Here is a 17542-nt window from a genome sequence, read left to right on the forward strand (position 1 = left end):
CCCAGCGGACTAACAAGAACAGAGGAAAGCGAAATGTCTGACAAGCCTGGTTATCGCCGCCCGCAGGAAGGCACCCAGCCGGAATACCTGCACCCGACTTACCAATCCACCAACCTGCGGTCGCCGTCCAAGCCGTTGGTGTTTCTGCCCCATTCATTGTCGGAAATTACCGGACCGACCGTCGGTGCAGAGCGCATCAACGACAAGGACAACGACCTGACTGCCCAGCACGAAGGGCAACCCCAGGGAGAGCGCATCATCATTCACGGCCGGGTGCTGGATGAAAACGGCCTGCCGGTGCCGGGCATCCTGGTGGAGATCTGGCAGGCCAACGCCGCCGGACGCTACGCCCATGCCCGTGACCTGCACGATGCGCCGCTGGACCCGAACTTCACCGGTACCGGCCGCACCGTGACCGACGCCGATGGCTGGTATCAGTTCCAGACGATCAAGCCTGGCGCTTATCCGTGGGGCAACCACCACAACGCGTGGCGCCCGGCGCATGTGCATTTTTCGCTGTTCGGGCCGAGCATCCTGACCCGCCTGGTGACGCAGATGTATTTCCCCGGCGACCCCTTGCTGGCGTACGACCCGATCTACAACTGCGTCCCGAATACCCAGGCCAAAGAGCGTCTGATCGCCCGTTTCGACCTGGAAAAAACCATCCCTTCCTACGCCCTCGGTTATCGCTGGGACATCGTCCTGCGCGGCCGCGACGCCACGCCGATGGAGAAATAAGATGACCCTGACTGCGACCACGTCCCACACCGTCGGGCCGTATTACCACATCGGCCTGACCTGGCTGAACCGTGAAAATCTGACCGTCGAGCAGACCCTGGGCCAACGCGTGGCGATCACCGGGCAAGTCGTCGATGGCAACGGCGACATCGTCAACGATGCGATGCTCGAAGTCTGGCAGGCCAACGCTGCCGGCAAATACGATCATCCCGAAGACGCTCAGGACAAGCCCCTGGACCCACACTTCGAAGGTTTTGGCCGGATTCCGGTGGACGCCGAAGGGCGCTTTCGCTTCACCACGATCAAGCCTGGCACCGTCGAAGGCCTGAAGGGCTCGACCCAGGCGCCGCACCTGGTGGTGCTGGTATTTGCTCGCGGCCTGGTGAAGCACTTGCTGACACGGATCTACTTCGAAGGCGAACCGGCCAATGTCAGCGACCCGTTGCTGGAGTGCGTGCCCGCCGAGCGCCGCGCCACGCTGCTGGCCAAGCCCGATGCGAGCGGTGTCTACCAGTGGAATGTGGTGTTGCAGGGCACCGACGCCGAGACGGTGTTTTTTGATTACTGATCGGGTGATTCCTCCCTGTAGGAGCGAGCATGCTCGCGATGGACTCAAGGACAACGCGGGGTGTCAGGCACCCAACGTTATCGTTAACGACCATCGCGAGCATGCTCGCTCCTACAGAGATCTGCAGCGCTGAGCCAATTGAGGAACGGGACTGTTGCAAAGTGTGTCTAGACTTTGAATGTCCCCAAAGAGTGAACCAACAATGACCATTCCCTCCGCGACTACATCGCACTACACCGGCGAAGAACGCAGCAAACGCATCTTCGCGATTGTCGGCGCTTCGTCGGGCAACCTCGTCGAATGGTTCGACTTCTATGTCTACGCCTTCTGCGCGATCTATTTTGCCCCGGCGTTTTTCCCCTCGGACAACCCGACGGTGCAACTGGTGAACACCGCCGGCGTGTTCGCCGCCGGGTTCCTGATGCGTCCGATCGGCGGCTGGATCTTTGGCCGTGTCGCCGACAAGCACGGGCGCAAGAACTCGATGCTGATTTCGATTCTGATGATGTGCTTCGGCTCGTTGCTCATCGCCTGCCTGCCGACCTACAAGGACATCGGCGTCTGGGCCCCGGTCCTGCTGCTGTTCGCCCGCTTGCTCCAGGGCCTGTCCGTGGGCGGCGAGTACGGCACCACCGCCACCTACATGAGTGAGGTGGCGCTCAAGGGCCAGCGCGGATTCTTCGCCTCATTCCAGTATGTGACGCTGATTGGCGGGCAATTGCTGGCAGTGTTGCTGGTGGTGATCCTGCAACAGTTTCTCAACGAAGATGAACTGCGCGCCTACGGCTGGCGGATTCCGTTCGTGGTCGGCGCCGTGGCCGCGTTGATCTCGCTGTTCCTGCGTCGTTCGCTCAAGGAAACCACCAGCAAGGAAATGCGCGAGAACAAGGACGCCGGCAGCATCATGGCGTTGTTCCGTGACCACAAGGCCGCGTTCATCACCGTGCTGGGCTACACCGCCGGTGGTTCGCTGATTTTCTACACCTTCACCACGTACATGCAGAAATACCTGGTGAACACCGCCGGCATGCATGCCAAGACCGCCAGTTACATCATGACCGGCGCGCTGTTCCTTTATATGTGCATGCAGCCGTTCTTCGGCATGCTCGCCGACAAGATTGGCCGGCGTAATTCGATGCTCTGGTTCGGTGGCCTCGGCACGCTGTTTACCGTGCCGATCCTGTTGACCCTCAAAGGCATCAGCAGTCCGTTCCTGGCCTTCGTGCTGATCACCCTGGCGCTGGCCATCGTCAGTTTCTACACCTCGATCAGTGGCCTGGTGAAAGCCGAGATGTTTCCACCGGAAGTGCGCGCCCTGGGTGTTGGCCTGGCGTATGCGGTGGCCAACGCGATCTTCGGCGGTTCGGCGGAATACGTTGCGCTGAGCCTGAAGGCCGGCGGCATGGAAAACTCGTTCTACTGGTACGTCACGGTGATGATGGCAGTGGCCTTCCTGTTCAGCCTGCGCCTGCCGAAACAGGCGAAATACCTGCACCACGACCTTTGATCCCTCTGCGTGGGCCGTTGCGGCCCACGCTTTCAAGGACTGTTTATGAACCAGCGACCGGGCAATCAATTGTTCGATGCCTATTTCACTGCCCGCGATATGCGCGACGTGTTCTGCGATCAGGGCCGGGTCCAGGCCATGCTCGATTTCGAAGCGGCGCTGGCCCGGGCCGAAGCGCGGGTCGGGCTGATTCCGCAGGCTGCCGTGGCGTCAATCGAAGCCGCCTGCCAGGCCGGGCATTACGACTTTGTCGCACTGGGCGAGGCGATCGCCACGGCGGGCAACTCGGCAATTCCATTGGTCAAGGCCCTGGGGCAGCGGATTGCGGCCAGCGATGCCGAGGCCGAGCGTCATGTCCATCTGGGTGCGACCAGCCAGGACGTGATGGACAGCGGCCTGGTGCTGCAACTGCGCCGCGCGCTGCAACTGATCGAAGACGATCTGGCACAACTGGGCGAAACCCTGGCGACACAAGCCGAGCGTTTTGTCGCCACACCCTTGGCCGGGCGCACCTGGTTGCAGCATGCGACGCCGGTCACCCTGGGCATGAAGATCGCCGGCTGGCTGGGCGCGGTCAATCGCAGCCGACAACGCTTGCGAGAACTCAAACCGCGTTTGCTGGTACTGCAATTCGGCGGTGCGTCCGGGACGCTGGCCGCCCTGGGCGAGCAGGCCATGCCGGTTGCCCAAGCGCTGGCAGACGAGTTGCAGCTGAGCCTGCCGGAGCAGCCCTGGCACACCCAGCGCGATCGCCTGGTGGAGTTCGCCTCGGTGCTGGGCTTGATCGCCGGCAGCCTCGGCAAACTGGGGCGCGACATCAGCCTGCTGATGCAGACCGAAGCCGGCGAAGTGTTCGAACCTTCGGCGCCGGGCAAGGGCGGTTCCTCGACCATGCCGCACAAACGCAACCCGGTGGGGGCGGCGGTGCTGATCGGCGCCGCGACGCGGGTGCCCGGCCTGCTCTCGACCCTGTTCAGCGCCATGCCGCAAGAGCACGAACGCAGCCTGGGCCTGTGGCACGCCGAGTGGGAGACCCTGCCGGAGATTTGCTGCCTGGTGTCCGGCAGCCTCAAGCAGGCGCTGTTGCTCGCGGCCGGTCTGGAAGTGGACGCCGAGCGCATGGCGCGCAACCTCGACCTGACCCGGGGCCTGGTCCTGGCCGAAGCGGTGAGCATCGTCCTCGCCCAGCGCGTCGGGCGCGACACCGCGCACCACCTGCTGGAGCAATGCTGCAAGCGCGCCGTGGCCGAACAACGACACCTGCGCGCCGTGCTCGGCGACGAGCCGCAAGTGACCGCCGAACTGTCGGCGGCTGAGCTCGATGACCTGCTGGACCCCGCCCACTACCTCGGTCAGGCCCAGGTCTGGGTCGAGCGTGCGGTGGCTGAACATTCCGCGTTGACTGCCTGAAGGAGATTGCTGTGGCTTTCGTACAACTCGCCGAGGGCGAACTGCATTACCAGCTCGACGGGCCGCAAGAGGCGCCGGTGCTGGTGCTGTCCAACTCGCTGGGCACTGACCTGCACATGTGGGATGCGCAGATGGCCGACTTCACCCGGCACTTTCGCGTGCTGCGTTTCGACACCCGTGGGCACGGCCAGTCCCTGGTCACGCCGGGGCCCTACAGCATCGGGCAACTGGGTGCCGATGTGCTGGCGCTGCTGGACGCCTTGAAGCTTGAGCGCGTGCATTTCTGCGGCCTGTCGATGGGCGGCCTGATCGGCCAGTGGCTGGGGATCAATGCCGGTCAGCGCCTGAACCGGCTGGTGGTGTGCAACACTGCCGCGAAGATCGGCGATCCGTCGATCTGGAACCCGCGTATCGAGACGGTGCTGCGCGATGGCGCGGCGGCCATGGTGGCGCTGCGCGACGCGTCGATTGCGCGCTGGTTCACGCCGGACTTCGCCCAGGCCCACCCTGATGCGGCGAAGAGAATCACCGACATGCTCGCGGCCACCTCACCGCAAGGTTATGCGGCCAATTGCGCGGCCGTGCGCGATGCCGATTTCCGCGAGCAACTGTCCTCGATCAGCGTGCCTTTGCTGGTGATTGCCGGCACCGAGGATGCGGTCACCCCGCCGTCCGGCGGGCACTTCATCGAGGAACGGGTGCCGGGGGCCGAGTACGCCGAGTTTTATGCCGCGCACCTGTCCAATGTCCAGGCCGGGGCTGATTTCAGCGCGCGGGTGCTGGCCTTCCTGTTGGCCGCTTAAGGGGATTGTTGTGGACGAGAAACAACGTTACGACGAGGGCATGAACGTGCGTCGCGCCGTGCTCGGCGACGCCCATGTCGACCGCAGCCTGACCACGCTGACCGAGTTCAACTCGGAGTTCCAGGAAATGATCACCCGCCATGCCTGGGGTGACATCTGGACCCGTCCGGGCCTGCCGCGCCACACCCGCAGCCTCATCACCATCGCCATGCTGATCGGCATGAACCGCGAAGGCGAGCTCAAGCTGCACCTGCGCGCCGCCGCCAACAATGGCGTCAGCCGTGGCGAGATCAAGGAAGTGATCATGCAGAGCGCAATCTACTGCGGCATTCCGGCAGCCAATGCCACGTTTCACCTGGCCGAGTCGGTTTGGGATGAGTTGGGGGTTGAGTCGCGGGACTAAATTCCGCGTTTTGCGGTGCATTCATTGACGCCATCGCCGGCAAGCCGGTCTCGCTCCCACAGGTTGTTCGATGCGGACACAGGTTTTGTATCCACAGTAGATCCCCTGTGGGAGCGAGCCCGCTCGCGATGGCGGTATCAGGATTTACAACAGGCTGATCGGATAGCTGACAATCATCCGGTTCTCATCAAACTCGTTGTTGCTGAAATCCCGGCGCATCGTCGAGTTGCGCCATTTCAGGTTCAGGTCTTTCAGCGCACCGCTTTGTACGGTGTAGCCCAATTCGCTTTCGCGTCCCCATTCCTTGCCGTCGGTGATCGTGCCGGTGTGCACGTTATCGCCGCTGATGTAGCGGTTCATCAGGGTCAGGCCGGGAATGCCCAGGGCCACGAAGTTGTAGTCGTGGCGCAGTTGCCAGGATCGTTCCCGGGCGTTGTCGTAGCTGGCGTTGTAGCTGTCGTTGGCCAATGTGCCGCCGCTGGTGCCATTGACGCGCATCCAGGCGCTGTCACCGCTGAGTTTTTGCAGGCCCACGTAGAAGGTATGGCCGCCATATCTTGCCGAGAGCAGGGCCGACCAGGTCTTGTTGTCCAGGTCGCCGGCCCGGGCGCTGCCGTCTTCCTCGCCATGGAAATAGCCGAGGGTGGCGCCCAGGGTCCAGTCGCCGACGGGCTGGCTGTGGGTCAGGTTGAGGTATTGCTGGCGGTAGATGTCCTTGAGCTGCGCGTTCCACACAGCGATTTGCGTGCGCTTGTCGTTGAACAGGTATTCGCCGCCCTGGAAGTTGAAGCGATCGGACGTGAACGCGGCTTTGCCGGTCATCGACATATCGCCCATGCTGCTGTCGTCGCGCGGACTGTTCTGCCGGAACTGGCCACCGTAGAGCGTCAGGCCGCTGATTTCCTTCGAGGTCACCTGGCCGCCGCGAAAGGTCTGCGGCAACGAGCGACCATCGTCGGAACGCAGGATCGGCAAGACTGGCATCCACTCACCCACCTTGACCTCGGTCTGCGACAGCCTGGCCTTGAACGCCACGTTGGTTCGGCCGAAATTGTCCGCCGGGCGGCCATCGTGGTCCAGCGGCAGTAGTTGCGTGCCTCCGGTGCCTTTGCCGCCATCGAGCTTCACCGAGTACAGGCCCAGCACGTCCATGCCGAACCCGACGGTGCCCTGGGTGAACCCGGATTTGGCATCGAGAATGAAACTCTGCGTCCACTCTTCAGCCTTGCCCTGGGTTTTGCTGGGGTTGGTGAAGTTGCGGTTGATGTAGAAGTTGCGCAGGTTCAGGTTGACCTTGGTGCCTTCGACAAAACCCGATTCTTCGGCTGATGCGGGGAGGGTGGTGCTGGCGACGGCGAGGGCGATCAAGTAGTGGGGACGGATTGCGAGTGTCATGGATTCGAGCCTGTTGTTATTGGTTTTGTGGGCCCGATGGTGCTGTGAATGTACTGGATGGTTCAATCTGCGGAAGTGGGTTTTGGGCGATTATCGAACTGATATTGATCAGGGTTTTTGTGATGTATTGACTGGCCTCATCGTCGGAACGCCGCCCGGAGCAAACCCGCTCCCACATTTGACCGCATTCCTCCTGAAGGACCCGGGTCACTGTGGGAGCGGGTTTGCTCCGGGCGGCGTTCCGACGATGACGCCGGCACTGCCAGTAGAGATTCCCCGCTGAAAACAAAAAGCCCACCAAACGGTGGGCTTCGTGTGTCGCGCCAAAAATCAGAACAACCGCATCTTCGGTGCTTCTTCTTTCTGCGGCTCGACTTTCGCCGTCTGTTCGTTCCACCCACCGCCCAGTGCCTTGTACAGGTTCACGGCGCTGGTCAGCTGTGCCAGACGGTCGGTGATCAAGGCCTGCTGGGCGCTGAACAGCTGACGCTGGGCATCAAGGAAGGTCAGGTTGCTGTCGACGCCAATGCGATAACGACGCTCGGCCAGGCGGTAGTAATCCTGGTTGGCATTGACGAAATCACGTTGCGCCTGCAACTGCTCGGTGTAGGTCTGGCGCGCGGCCAGACCGTCGGCGACTTCCTGGAAGGCCGTTTGGATGGACTTCTCGTAGTTCGCCACGCCGATGTCCTTCTGGATTTTCGAGTAATCCAGGCTGGCGCGCAGGCTGCCGGCGTTGAAGATCGGCAGGTTGATCTGCGGCTGGAACAGCCAGGTGCCCGAACCGCCCTTGAACAGGCCCGACAGGTCGGGGCTGAGGGTCCCGGCGTTGGCGGTCAGGCTGATGCTCGGGAAGAACGCCGCACGCGCCGCGCCAATGTTGGCGTTGGCCGCTTTCAGGTTGTATTCGGCCTGCAGGATGTCTGGACGGCGTTGCAGCAGGTCCGACGGCAAGCCGGGCGGCACATCGCTCAGCAGATCGTCGGACAGCGGCTTGGCGGCTTGCAGATTGGCCGGGATGCCGGTGCCGAGCAGCAGCACCAGGCTGTTTTCATCCTGGGCGACCTGGCGGGTGTAACGGGCCAGTTGCGCACGGGCGTTTTCCACCGAGGTCCGCGACTGCGCCAGGTCCAGCGCCGAGGCGACCCCCACTTCGTTGCTGCGCGAGGTGAGCTTGTAGCTCTCCTCGAACGCACCGAGGGTGTCCTGGGTCAGTTTGAGCAGTTCCTTGTCGGCCTGCCAGGTCAGGTAGGCATTGGCCACGTTGGCCACCAGGCTGATCTGCGTACTGCGTCGACCTTCTTCGGTGGCGAAGTACTGTTGCAGCGCTTGTTCGCTCAGGCTGCGAACCCGGCCGAACAGGTCCAGCTCGTAGGCACTGATGCCGACGGTGGCGGAGTAGGAGCTGGTGATCCCCGCCTGACCGGTCTGCGAAGCGTCCGCCGGCACCCGCTGGCGGCTGCCGGTACCGTTGGCCGAAATGGCCGGGTACAGGTCGGCACGCTGGATGCGGTATTGCGCGGCAAACGCATCGATGTTCAGCGCCGCGACACGCAGGTCGCGGTTGTTCTCCAGAGCGACCTGGATCATCTGCTGCAGCGCCGGGTCATGGAAAAACTGCTTCCAGCCTTGCTCCGCAGCCGCCTGGGCCGGCGCCTGGGCCGGCGAATAGGCCGGGCCCTGCGGGTACTGGGCGGCCACCGGCGCTTGCGGCTGCTGGTAGTCTGGGATCAGCGAGCAGCCGCTCAGCACGAAGGCGGCGACTGCGATGGAGAGTAGCGACTTGCTCATTGGCCAGCCTCTTTGGAAGGTTCGAATGCAGCGTCCTGGTCGGCAATCTTGCGCTGGCCCATGGACGATACGGCGACGAAGAACAGTGGGACCCAGAAGATCGCCAGTACAGTGGCAGTGATCATACCGCCAATTACCACGGTACCGATCGCATGTTGGCTACCCGAACCTGCACCGGTGGAAATTGCCAACGGTACAACGCCGAGGATGAACGCCAGCGAGGTCATGATGATCGGGCGCAGACGCATGCGGCAGGCCTCGATCGCGGCATCGGCCAGACTGCGGCCTTGCTCATGCAGTTCCTTGGCGAACTCGACGATCAGAATGGCGTTTTTCGCCGCCAGACCGATGGTCGTCAACAGACCCACCAGGAAGTACACGTCGTTGGACAGGCCGCGCAGGCTGGTGGCCAGCAGGGCACCGATGATACCCAGCGGCACCACGAGCACCACGGCGATCGGAATCGACCAGCTTTCGTACAGCGCCGCCAGGCACAGGAACACCATCAGCAGCGACAGTGCGAACAGCGCCGGTGCCTGGGAACCGGCCAGGCGTTCTTCATAGGACAGGCCGGTCCAGGAAATACCGACGCCGGCCGGCAGTTTCTTCGCGATGGCTTCGACTTCGGCCATGGCTTCACCGGTGGAGTAACCTGGTGCCGGGGCGCCGAGGATTTCCACCGCTTCCACGCCGTTGTAACGCGACAGCTTGGGTGAACCGTAGATCCACTCACCCTTGGCGAACGCCGAGAACGGCACCATGGTCCCCGCGCTGTTGCGCACGTACCACTTCTGCAGGTCTTCGGGGCTCATGCGCGAGTCCGGTTGGCCTTGCACGTACACCTTCTTCACGCGACCACGGTCGATGAAGTCGTTGACGTAGCTACTGCCCAGTGCGATCGACAGGGTGTTGTTGATGTCGGCGATGGTAATGCCCAGGGCACTGGCCTTCTCGTCATCGATTTCCAGCTGGTATTGCGGCTCGTCGTTCAGACCGTTCGGACGCACTTGCGCCAGCACCTTGCTCTGCGCGGCCATGCCGAGGAACTGGTTGCGCGCTTCCATCAGCTTCTCGTGGCCCAGGCCGGCGCGGTCCTGCAGGAACACGTCGAAACCGGTGGCGTTACCCAGTTCCAGTACGGCTGGCGGGGCAAACGCGAACACCATGGCGTCACGGAAGGTGAAGAAGTGCTGCTGCGCACGGGCGGCGACCTTGAACACGCTGTTGTCGGCGTTACGTTCGTCCCATGGCTTGAGCATGATGAACGCCATACCCGAACTCTGGCCACGGCCGGCGAAGTTGAAGCCGGTCACGGTAAACACCGAGTTCACCGCATCGCCTTCACCGCCGTCCTTGCCCGAACGCAGCAGGTATTCACGCATCTGGTCCACGACCACTTGCGTGCGCTGGGACGTGGAACCCGCCGGTGTCTGCACCTGGGCGAACAGTACGCCCTGGTCTTCCTCGGGAAGGAAGGAGGACGGAATGCGCAGAAACAGCCAGATCATGCCGATGAAAATGATCAGGTAGACCAGCAGGTACGGCGTCTTGTGACGCAGGATGTTGCCCACCCCACGCTCGTAGCTGAGCACGCTGCGATCGAAGTTACGGTTGAACCAGCCAAAGAACCCGCGCTTGGCAGTGCCGTGGTCGCCTTTGGCAATCGGCTTGAGCATGGTGGCGCACAAGGCCGGGGTGAAGATCAGTGCGACCAGCACCGACAGGGCCATGGCCGAGACGATGGTGATGGAGAACTGCTTGTAGATCACGCCGGTGGAACCGCCGAAGAACGCCATGGGCAGCAACACCGCCGACAGCACCAGGGCAATACCGACCAGGGCGCCCTGGATCTGCCCCATGGATTTCTTCGTGGCTTCCTTGGGTGACAGGCCTTCCTCGCTCATCACCCGCTCGACGTTTTCCACCACGACGATGGCATCGTCCACCAGCAAGCCGATGGCCAATACCATGCCGAACATGGTCAGGGTGTTGATGCTGAAGCCGAACGCCGCAAGAATCCCGAACGTACCGAGCAAGACCACCGGCACGGTCATCGTGGTGATGACGGTGGCGCGGAAGTTCTGCAGGAACAGGAACATCACCAGGAACACCAGCACGACTGCCTCGACCAGGGTTTCAACGACGCCCTTGATCGATTCGGTGACCACCGGGGTGGTGTCGTACGGGAACACCACTTCCATCCCTTGCGGGAAGAACGGCTTGAGGTTGTTGATGGTGGTGCGCAGGGCTTTCGCCGTGTCGAGGGCGTTGGCACCGTTGGCCAGCTTGACCGCGAGACCGGAGGCCGGCGCGCCGTTGAACTGGGCGTTGATGCTGTAGTTTTCGCCACCCAGGCCGACGTCCGCGACGTCCCGGAGACGGACCTGGGAACCGTCCTTGTTGACCTTGAGCAGGATCTTGTCGAATTGCTCGGCGGTCTGCAGGCGGGTCTTGCCGATGATCGTCGCGTTCAACTGAGTACCGGGCAGGGCAGGCAAGCCGCCCAGCTGGCCGGACGACACCTGGACGTTCTGCGCCGCGATGGCGGTCTTGACGTCGATCGGGGTCAGGTTGAACTTGTTCAACTTGGCCGGATCGAGCCAGATGCGCATCGCGTACTGCGAACCGAACACCTGGAAGTCACCGACACCGGCGGTCCGCGAGATCGGGTCCTGCATGTTGGATACGATGTAGTTGGACAGGTCGTCCTTGGTCATGCTGCCGTCGCGGGAAACCACGCCGATCACCATCAGGAAGTTCTTCACTGCCTTGGTCACGCGGATACCCTGTTGCTGCACTTCTTGCGGCAGCAGCGGGGTGGCCAGGTTCAGCTTGTTCTGCACCTGGACCTGCGCGGTATCGGAGTTGGTGCCTTGCTCGAAGGTCGCGGTGATGGTCATGGTGCCGTCGGAGTTACTTTCCGAAGACACATAACGCAGGTTGTCGATACCGTTGAGCTGCTGCTCGATGACCTGGACCACGGTGTCCTGCACGGTTTGTGCGGAGGCGCCCGGGTAGGTGACCGAGATGGCGATTGCCGGAGGGGCAATGCTCGGGTACTGGTTGATCGGCAACTTGAGGATCGACAGCGCACCGACCAGCATGATCACCAGGGCAATCACCCAGGCGAAAATCGGTCGTTCGATAAAGAATTTCGACATGGTTTACTCCCCTTTGCCGCTGGAAGCCTTATCAGCTGCCTGTGCGGGGGCCGGGTTCTTCGCGCCGACGTTGGTGGCCTCGGTGGCCTTGACTTCAATGCCAGGCTTGACGAATTGCAGGCCTTCGGTGATCAGGCGGTCGCCGGCTTTCAGGCCGTCTTCGATCAGCCATTGGCTGCCGACGGTGCGGCTGGCCTTGAGCTGACGCAACTCGACCTTGTTGTCTGCACCGACGACCAGGGCGGTCGGGCTGCCCTTGAGGTCACGGGTCACGCCTTGCTGGGGAGCAAGGATGGCTGCGCTGTTCACGCCGGCCTGCAGTTGAGCATGCACGAACATGCCCGGCAGCAGGGTGTGATCCGGGTTTGGGAACACGGCACGCAGGGTCACGGAACCGGTGGTCTGGTCAACCGAGACTTCGGAGAATTCCAGCTTGCCGTCCAGCTTGTACTGGCTGCCGTCCTCGAGGGTCAGCTTGACCGCCGCCGCGTTGTCACCGGACTTTTGCAGGCGACCGCTTTCCAGTTCGCGGCGCAGTTGCAGCAGTTCAACCGAGGACTGGGTGACGTCGACGTAGATCGGGTCCAACTGCTGGATCACGGCCATGGCGTCGGCCTGACCGCTGGTCACCAGTGCACCTTCGGTCACGCTCGAACGGCCGATGCGACCGCTCAGTGGCGCGTAGACTTTGGTGTAGCGCACATTGATCTGTGCGCTTTGCAGGGACGCTTCCGATTGCAGCCGGTTGGCCAGGGCCGTGTCGTATTCCTGACGGCTCACGGCTTGCTCGTTGACCAGTTGCTTGTAGCGGTCGGAAATCGACTTGGTCTGCTGCAGGTTGGCTTCGGCGCTTTTCAGCGTGGCTTCATACACCGCTGGATCGATCTGATACAGCTGCTGGCCGGCCTTGACGTCGGCGCCTTCCTTGAACAGACGCTTGAGAATGATGCCGTTGACCTGTGGACGGACTTCGGCAATGCGATAGGCACTGGTGCGCCCCGGCAGTTCCGAGGTCAGGGTGAAAGCCTGGGGTTGCAGGGTGACGACGCCGACCTGAGGCGGTGGAGCGGCGGGCGCCGCCTCTTCCTTTTTACAACCGCTGAGCAGCGATGCAAGGGCGACGGCGGCGACCAGAGCGGTAACAGCTGGCTTGAATTGCATGAAAATCCTCGGGTCAGGCGCGCCAAAGGCGCACAGGAAAGGTGAAAGGGTAAAAAATGAGTGCCGGGTGGATAAGTAGCTTGCTAAGGAATATACTTACGTTCATGGTTGTTTGTAAATACCTTGGCTGCGTATCCTTCCCGTTACCGAAGCCGCTTCAAAGTTTCGAATTGTAGGCCGGGGACGGGCCCCGAGAGCGCTCGCCCCACTTTTATTCAGCGCCTGTTCAGACATCGCTGAAGCACCCTGATTGAGGTTGTACTGCCATGGTCCGTCGTACCAAAGAGGAAGCTCAGGAAACCCGTAGCCAGATACTCGAAGCGGCCGAGAAAGCCTTTTACGAACGGGGCGTGGCGCGCACGACGCTGGCCGACATCGCGACCCTGGCTGGCGTGACGCGCGGGGCCATCTACTGGCATTTCAGCAACAAGGCGGACTTGGTGCAGGCCATGCTCGATACGCTGCATGAGCCGCTGGATGAAATGGCCAAGGCCAGCGAAAGCGAAGACGAGCCCGACCCGTTGGGTTGCATGCGTAATCTGCTGATTCATTTGTTTCATCAAGTTGCACTGGACCCGAAAACCCGGCGCATCAATGAGATTTTGTTTCATAAGTGCGAATTCACCGATGAAATGTGCGATCTGCGCCAGCAACGGCGGGAGGTGAGCCTCGATTGCAATGTGCGCATTGGCCTGGCCTTGCGTAACGCGGTGAATCGCGGGCAGTTGCCGGAAGATCTCGACCCGGCTCGGGCGGCGATCAGCCTGCATGCCTACATCGACGGCATTCTGTACCAGTGGCTCCTGGCCCCGGACAGTTTTCAACTGCACGCCGAAGCCGAGCGCTGGGTCGATACCGGGCTGGACATGCTGCGCCTGAGCCCCAGCCTGCGCAAATGAACCAAAGTACATAAACGGGATGCTTTTATATACGGCTGATGGCCATGATGACAGCCACTATGCACCCTATTTTGTAGGAATTTTGTGTTGTATCGCTTTTCCCTGTAGGAATGGACTTGTCCCGGGTGGCGTTCCGACGATGGTCGTCACCGATAACGCTGGCATCCTGACACCGCGCGGTGTTCTCACGCTCTTCGCGAGCATGCTCGCTCCTACACAAAGGCATGCCCTTACGGGGCACAACAAAAAGCCCCGACTCTTTCGAACCGGGGCTTTTGTATTTCAGGGCTGAGGCTTACAGCGTCGGGTAGTCGATGTAGCCCACCGGCCCCTTGCCATAGAAGGTTTCCGGGTGCGGCTCGTTCAGCGGTGCGTCGGCTTGCAGGCGCGCCGGCAGGTCCGGGTTGGCGATGAACGGGATGCCGAAGGCCACGGCGTCCGCCTTGCCGCTGGCCAGCCAGGCGTTGGCGCTGTCCTTGGTGAAGCGCTCGTTGGCGATGTAAGGACCGCCAAACGCTTCTTTGAGGGTTGGGCCAAGGCTGTCGGCGCCTTCTTTCTCCCGCGAGCAGATGAACGCGATGCCACGTTTGCCCAGTTCGCGGGCGACGTAGGTAAAGGTCTCGGCCAGGTTGTCGTCGCCCATGTCGTGGGAGTCGGCACGCGGTGCCAGGTGCACGCCGACACGGCCGGCGCCCCAGACTTCGATCGCGGCGTCGGTGACTTCCAACAGCAGGCGGGCACGGTTTTCCAGGGAACCGCCGTACTGGTCGGTGCGCTGGTTGGTGCTGCTTTGCAGGAACTGATCGAGCAGGTAGCCGTTGGCACCGTGGATTTCCACGCCGTCGAAGCCTGCGGCCTTGGCGTTTTCGGCACCGGTGCGATAAGCCTCGATGATCTCGGCGATTTCATCGGTTTCCAGGGCGCGTGGCGTCGGGTAATCGGCCAGCGGACGCACCAGGCTGACGTGACCTTTTGGCTGCAGCGCGCTCGGCGCAACCGGCGCTTCGCCGTTCAGGTACGACGGGTGGGACACCCGGCCGACGTGCCACAGTTGCAGGAAGATCTTGCCGCCCGCGCCGTGGATCGCCTTGGTCACGTTGGTCCAGCCACGGACCTGGTCGTTGGACCAGATCCCCGGGGTGTCCGGGTAGCCAACGCCCATCGGCGTGACGGACGTCGCTTCGCTGAGGATCAGGCCGGCCGAGGCACGCTGCACGTAGTATTCGGCCATCAGTGCGTTGGGCACGCGACCTTCGTCGGCGCGGCAGCGGGTCAGTGGCGCCATGATGATGCGGTTGGCCAACTCGACGTCGCCCAGTTTGATCGGATCGAAAATAGTCGTCATTTCAACATCCTCAAGAAGTATCAGTTAGTAGCAGGAGCCAGCTCGGAATTACCGTTCTGGCGGAATGTGATCAGGGTGACCAGCAGGGCAAGCACCGCCAGCGCCGCAGCGGCGAGGGGTACGCGGGTCAGGCCGAAGCCGTGGGCGATGACGCTGCCGCCGACCCAGGCGCCCAGGGCGTTGCCGACGTTGAAGGCGCCGATGTTCAGGGTCGACACCAGGTTTGGAGCGGCCTTGCCGTAGGTCACCACGTTGACTTGCAGGGCGGGCACGGCGGCAAAACACGCGGTGGCCCAGAGGAACAGGGTGATCTCGGTCGGGATCAGCGCGACGCTGGTCCAGGTCAGTACGGTGGAGACCACGGCCATGGCGATGAACACGCCGATCAGCGTGGCCGCCAGGCCCTTGTCGGCCAGTTTGCCACCGATGATGTTGCCGACGGTCAGGCCCAGGCCGATGAGCATCAGGGTCCAGGTCACGCCGCGTGGCGAGACACCGGTGACTTCGCCCAGCAGCGGTGCGACGTAGGTGAACAGGGTGAAGACCGACGCGGCGAACAGTGCGGTCATGCTCAGCGACAGCCAGATGCCGGCGCCTTTGAGGGCTCGCAGTTCGGAGCGCATGTCGAGTTTTTCTTCATCGCGCTTGGCCGGCAGGAAACGGATCAGGCCGATCAAGGCAATCACGCCGATCACGGTCACCGCCCAGAAGGTCGAGCGCCAGCCGGCCTGCTGACCGAGTGCGGTGCCCAGCGGCACGCCGAGGACGTTGGCCAGGGTCAGGCCGGTGAACATCAAGGCCACCGCCGACGCACGCTTGTTGGCCGGCACCAGGTTGGCCGCCACCACCGAACCGATGCCGAAGAAGGCGCCGTGACACAGGGCGGTGATGACCCGGGCAAACATCAGCACGTTGTAGTCGCTGGCCAGGGCGCACAGCAGGTTGCCGATAATGAAAATGCCCATCAACGCCACCAGTGCGGCCTTGCGCGGCAGCTTCGCGGTGGCCAGTGCCATGAAGGGCGCACCGATGGCCACGCCCAGGGCGTAACCGGTCACCAGCCAGCCGGCGCCGGGGATCGACACACCGAGGTCCGCCGCCACCTCGGGCAGCAGGCCCATGATGACGAACTCGGTGGTGCCGATGGCGAAGGCGCTCAGGGCCAGGATGAGTAGCGAGAGGGGCATCGTTGTGTCCTTTGGGCTGGCTGACGTTAAGGGTCAGAGCTCTTTGCTGAAGGTGCTGAGGAAGGCCTGGATGGTTTCCTCGTTACGTTTGAAGAAATGCCACTGGCCGACCTTGCGGCTGCTGATCAGGCCGGCGCGTTGCAGCGTCGCCAGGTGCGCCGACACCGTGGACTGCGACAGGCCGCAACGTTGATCGATCTGCCCGGCGCACACGCCGTGCTCGTTGCTGTGGGACTGGTCGGGAAATTCGACGGCAGGGTCTTTGAGCCAGTGCAGGATTTCTCGCCGTACCGGGTGCGCCAGGGCTTTTATTATTTCGTCGAGGTCGATGTTCATGGCGGTGGGCCTGTCAGGTGTAAAACGTTATATCGCGATTAAGCGAAATTTAAATCGTTACATCGCGATATACAAATATGATTTTGTTCTGGCGAACGCATATTTCGCTATATCGGGTTATAACGATATGAGGTGTCAGGGCGACACCGGGCGGTGCTAAGCTGCGCCCATGAACTATCTCGCACATCTTCATCTCGGTGGCCAGCGTCCCGGTCAACTGCTCGGCAGTCTGTATGGCGATTTCGTCAAGGGTCGGCTGCAGGGGCAGTTCGCGCCGGACATCGAAGCCGCCATTCAGTTGCACCGTCGCATCGACGTGTTTACCGATCGCCATCCGCTGGTGGACGTGGCGCTGTCGCGCTTTTCACTGACCCGAAGGCGTTACGCCGGGATCGTGCTCGACGTGTTTTTCGATCACTGCCTGGCGCGCGACTGGGCGCTGTACGCCGACGGCCCGCTGGAAACGTTCACGTCGGATGTCTACCGGGTGCTGTCCAGCGAACGGCAATTGCCGGAGCGGCTGGCGAGAATCGCGCCGTATATGGTGGCCGACGACTGGTTGGGCTCCTACCGCGAGTTCGAGGTGCTGGAGCAGGTGCTACGGGGCATTGCGCGGCGGCTGACGCGGCCGGAAGAGCTGGCAGCGGCCATGCAGGAACTGCGGGCGCTGTATGAGCCGCTCAGTGAAGACTTCAGGTTGTTTTATCCGCAGTTGCAGGATTTTTCACAGAATTCGCAAATCCTGTAGGAGCGAGCATGCTCGCGATGGTCGTCAACGATAACGCTGGATTCCTGACACCCCGCGTTGTCCTTCAGTCCATCGCGAGCATGCTCGCTC

15 protein-coding genes are annotated in these 17542 nt (G+C 62.3%); 8 read left to right on the forward strand and 7 right to left on the reverse strand.

All coding sequences use genetic code 11. From position 1 onward, the window contains the following. The first annotated feature begins 33 nt into the window (after nucleotides 1-33). The 6 genes from pcaH (at nucleotide 34) to pcaC (ending at nucleotide 5429) form a co-directional block, all read left to right on the forward strand. A complete protein-coding gene (gene pcaH, locus QIW53_RS21590) occupies nucleotides 34-738 on the forward strand; it encodes a protocatechuate 3,4-dioxygenase subunit beta (RefSeq protein WP_371051629.1) in 705 nt (234 codons plus the stop codon). 1 nt (nucleotide 739) lies between these two features. After that, entirely contained in the window at nucleotides 740-1306 is a 567-nt protein-coding gene (pcaG, locus tag QIW53_RS21595; protein WP_371051630.1) for a protocatechuate 3,4-dioxygenase subunit alpha, read from the forward strand. A 202-nt stretch (nucleotides 1307-1508) separates the two neighbouring features. Then, complete coding sequence (locus QIW53_RS21600; protein ID WP_371051631.1) at nucleotides 1509-2813, forward strand: MFS family transporter; 1305 nt, start codon at nucleotides 1509-1511, stop codon at nucleotides 2811-2813. Nucleotides 2814-2858: 45 nt separating this feature from the next. Beyond that, nucleotides 2859-4223, forward strand: coding sequence for a 3-carboxy-cis,cis-muconate cycloisomerase (locus QIW53_RS21605; RefSeq protein WP_371051632.1), 1365 nt, complete (start codon nucleotides 2859-2861; stop codon nucleotides 4221-4223). Nucleotides 4224-4234: 11 nt separating this feature from the next. Then, nucleotides 4235-5026 (forward strand): 3-oxoadipate enol-lactonase, encoded by a 792-nt coding sequence (pcaD, locus tag QIW53_RS21610; protein WP_371051633.1) that lies wholly within the window; start codon nucleotides 4235-4237, stop codon nucleotides 5024-5026. A gap of 10 nt (nucleotides 5027-5036) precedes the next feature. After that, nucleotides 5037-5429 (forward strand): 4-carboxymuconolactone decarboxylase, encoded by a 393-nt coding sequence (gene pcaC / locus QIW53_RS21615; RefSeq protein ID WP_371051634.1) that lies wholly within the window; start codon nucleotides 5037-5039, stop codon nucleotides 5427-5429. Between the two features lie 144 nt (nucleotides 5430-5573). On the opposite strand, the gene QIW53_RS21620 is transcribed toward pcaC, so the two are convergent. The 4 genes from QIW53_RS21620 to emhA form a co-directional block, all read right to left on the reverse strand. Next, nucleotides 5574-6824 (reverse strand): OprD family porin, encoded by a 1251-nt coding sequence (locus tag QIW53_RS21620; protein ID WP_371051635.1) that lies wholly within the window; start codon nucleotides 6822-6824, stop codon nucleotides 5574-5576. 330 nt (nucleotides 6825-7154) lie between these two features. Further along, nucleotides 7155-8615: an efflux RND transporter outer membrane subunit EmhC gene (gene emhC, locus QIW53_RS21625; protein ID WP_371051636.1), complete on the reverse strand. Its 1461-nt coding sequence runs from the start codon at nucleotides 8613-8615 to the stop codon at nucleotides 7155-7157. Continuing rightward, nucleotides 8612-11776, reverse strand: a complete 3165-nt coding sequence (emhB, locus tag QIW53_RS21630) for an efflux RND transporter permease subunit EmhB (RefSeq protein ID WP_371051637.1) — start codon at nucleotides 11774-11776, stop codon at nucleotides 8612-8614. The genes emhC and emhB overlap by 4 nt, the downstream gene beginning before the upstream one ends. Before the next feature lie 3 nt (nucleotides 11777-11779). Then, the gene (emhA, locus tag QIW53_RS21635; protein ID WP_371051638.1) at nucleotides 11780-12937 is read right to left on the reverse strand and encodes an efflux RND transporter periplasmic adaptor subunit EmhA; all 1158 of its coding nucleotides are present in this window, start codon (nucleotides 12935-12937) and stop codon (nucleotides 11780-11782) included. Nucleotides 12938-13203: 266 nt separating this feature from the next. On the opposite strand from emhA, the gene emhR reads away from it, so the two are divergent. Next, nucleotides 13204-13836 (forward strand): efflux system transcriptional repressor EmhR, encoded by a 633-nt coding sequence (gene emhR / locus QIW53_RS21640; protein WP_371051639.1) that lies wholly within the window; start codon nucleotides 13204-13206, stop codon nucleotides 13834-13836. Nucleotides 13837-14131: 295 nt separating this feature from the next. On the opposite strand, the gene QIW53_RS21645 is transcribed toward emhR, so the two are convergent. The 3 genes from QIW53_RS21645 to QIW53_RS21655 are packed head-to-tail and all read right to left on the reverse strand — an operon-like array spanning nucleotide 14132 to nucleotide 16704. After that, nucleotides 14132-15181, reverse strand: coding sequence for an alkene reductase (locus QIW53_RS21645; RefSeq protein WP_371051640.1), 1050 nt, complete (start codon nucleotides 15179-15181; stop codon nucleotides 14132-14134). A 20-nt stretch (nucleotides 15182-15201) separates the two neighbouring features. Beyond that, the gene (locus QIW53_RS21650; protein WP_371051641.1) at nucleotides 15202-16368 is read right to left on the reverse strand and encodes an MFS transporter; all 1167 of its coding nucleotides are present in this window, start codon (nucleotides 16366-16368) and stop codon (nucleotides 15202-15204) included. 33 nt (nucleotides 16369-16401) lie between these two features. Next, complete coding sequence (locus QIW53_RS21655) at nucleotides 16402-16704, reverse strand: ArsR/SmtB family transcription factor (RefSeq protein ID WP_371051642.1); 303 nt, start codon at nucleotides 16702-16704, stop codon at nucleotides 16402-16404. Between the two features lie 169 nt (nucleotides 16705-16873). Between QIW53_RS21655 and QIW53_RS21660 the strand changes: the two genes are divergently transcribed. Then, nucleotides 16874-17452 (forward strand): acyl carrier protein phosphodiesterase, encoded by a 579-nt coding sequence (locus QIW53_RS21660; protein ID WP_371051643.1) that lies wholly within the window; start codon nucleotides 16874-16876, stop codon nucleotides 17450-17452. Nucleotides 17453-17542: the final 90 nt, after the last annotated feature.

Origin of the sequence: Pseudomonas fluorescens (assembly GCF_041354075.1) — a bacterium.
Taxonomy (GTDB): domain Bacteria; phylum Pseudomonadota; class Gammaproteobacteria; order Pseudomonadales; family Pseudomonadaceae; genus Aquipseudomonas; species Aquipseudomonas fluorescens_CE.

What these genes read in the sequence shown, in the direction of transcription:
- pcaH (WP_371051629.1), top strand. Translation starts at nt 34, where the DNA reads ATGTCTGACAAGCCTGGTTATCGCCGCCCGCAGGAAGGCACCCAGCCG.
- pcaG (WP_371051630.1), top strand. Translation starts at nt 740, where the DNA reads ATGACCCTGACTGCGACCACGTCCCACACCGTCGGGCCGTATTACCAC.
- QIW53_RS21600 (WP_371051631.1), top strand. Translation starts at nt 1,509, where the DNA reads ATGACCATTCCCTCCGCGACTACATCGCACTACACCGGCGAAGAACGC.
- QIW53_RS21605 (WP_371051632.1), top strand. Translation starts at nt 2,859, where the DNA reads ATGAACCAGCGACCGGGCAATCAATTGTTCGATGCCTATTTCACTGCC.
- QIW53_RS21620 (WP_371051635.1), bottom strand. Translation starts at nt 6,824, where the DNA reads ATGACACTCGCAATCCGTCCCCACTACTTGATCGCCCTCGCCGTCGCC.
- emhC (WP_371051636.1), bottom strand. Translation starts at nt 8,615, where the DNA reads ATGAGCAAGTCGCTACTCTCCATCGCAGTCGCCGCCTTCGTGCTGAGC.
- emhB (WP_371051637.1), bottom strand. Translation starts at nt 11,776, where the DNA reads ATGTCGAAATTCTTTATCGAACGACCGATTTTCGCCTGGGTGATTGCC.
- emhA (WP_371051638.1), bottom strand. Translation starts at nt 12,937, where the DNA reads ATGCAATTCAAGCCAGCTGTTACCGCTCTGGTCGCCGCCGTCGCCCTT.
- emhR (WP_371051639.1), top strand. Translation starts at nt 13,204, where the DNA reads ATGGTCCGTCGTACCAAAGAGGAAGCTCAGGAAACCCGTAGCCAGATA.
- QIW53_RS21645 (WP_371051640.1), bottom strand. Translation starts at nt 15,181, where the DNA reads ATGACGACTATTTTCGATCCGATCAAACTGGGCGACGTCGAGTTGGCC.
- QIW53_RS21650 (WP_371051641.1), bottom strand. Translation starts at nt 16,368, where the DNA reads ATGCCCCTCTCGCTACTCATCCTGGCCCTGAGCGCCTTCGCCATCGGC.
- QIW53_RS21655 (WP_371051642.1), bottom strand. Translation starts at nt 16,704, where the DNA reads ATGAACATCGACCTCGACGAAATAATAAAAGCCCTGGCGCACCCGGTA.
- QIW53_RS21660 (WP_371051643.1), top strand. Translation starts at nt 16,874, where the DNA reads ATGAACTATCTCGCACATCTTCATCTCGGTGGCCAGCGTCCCGGTCAA.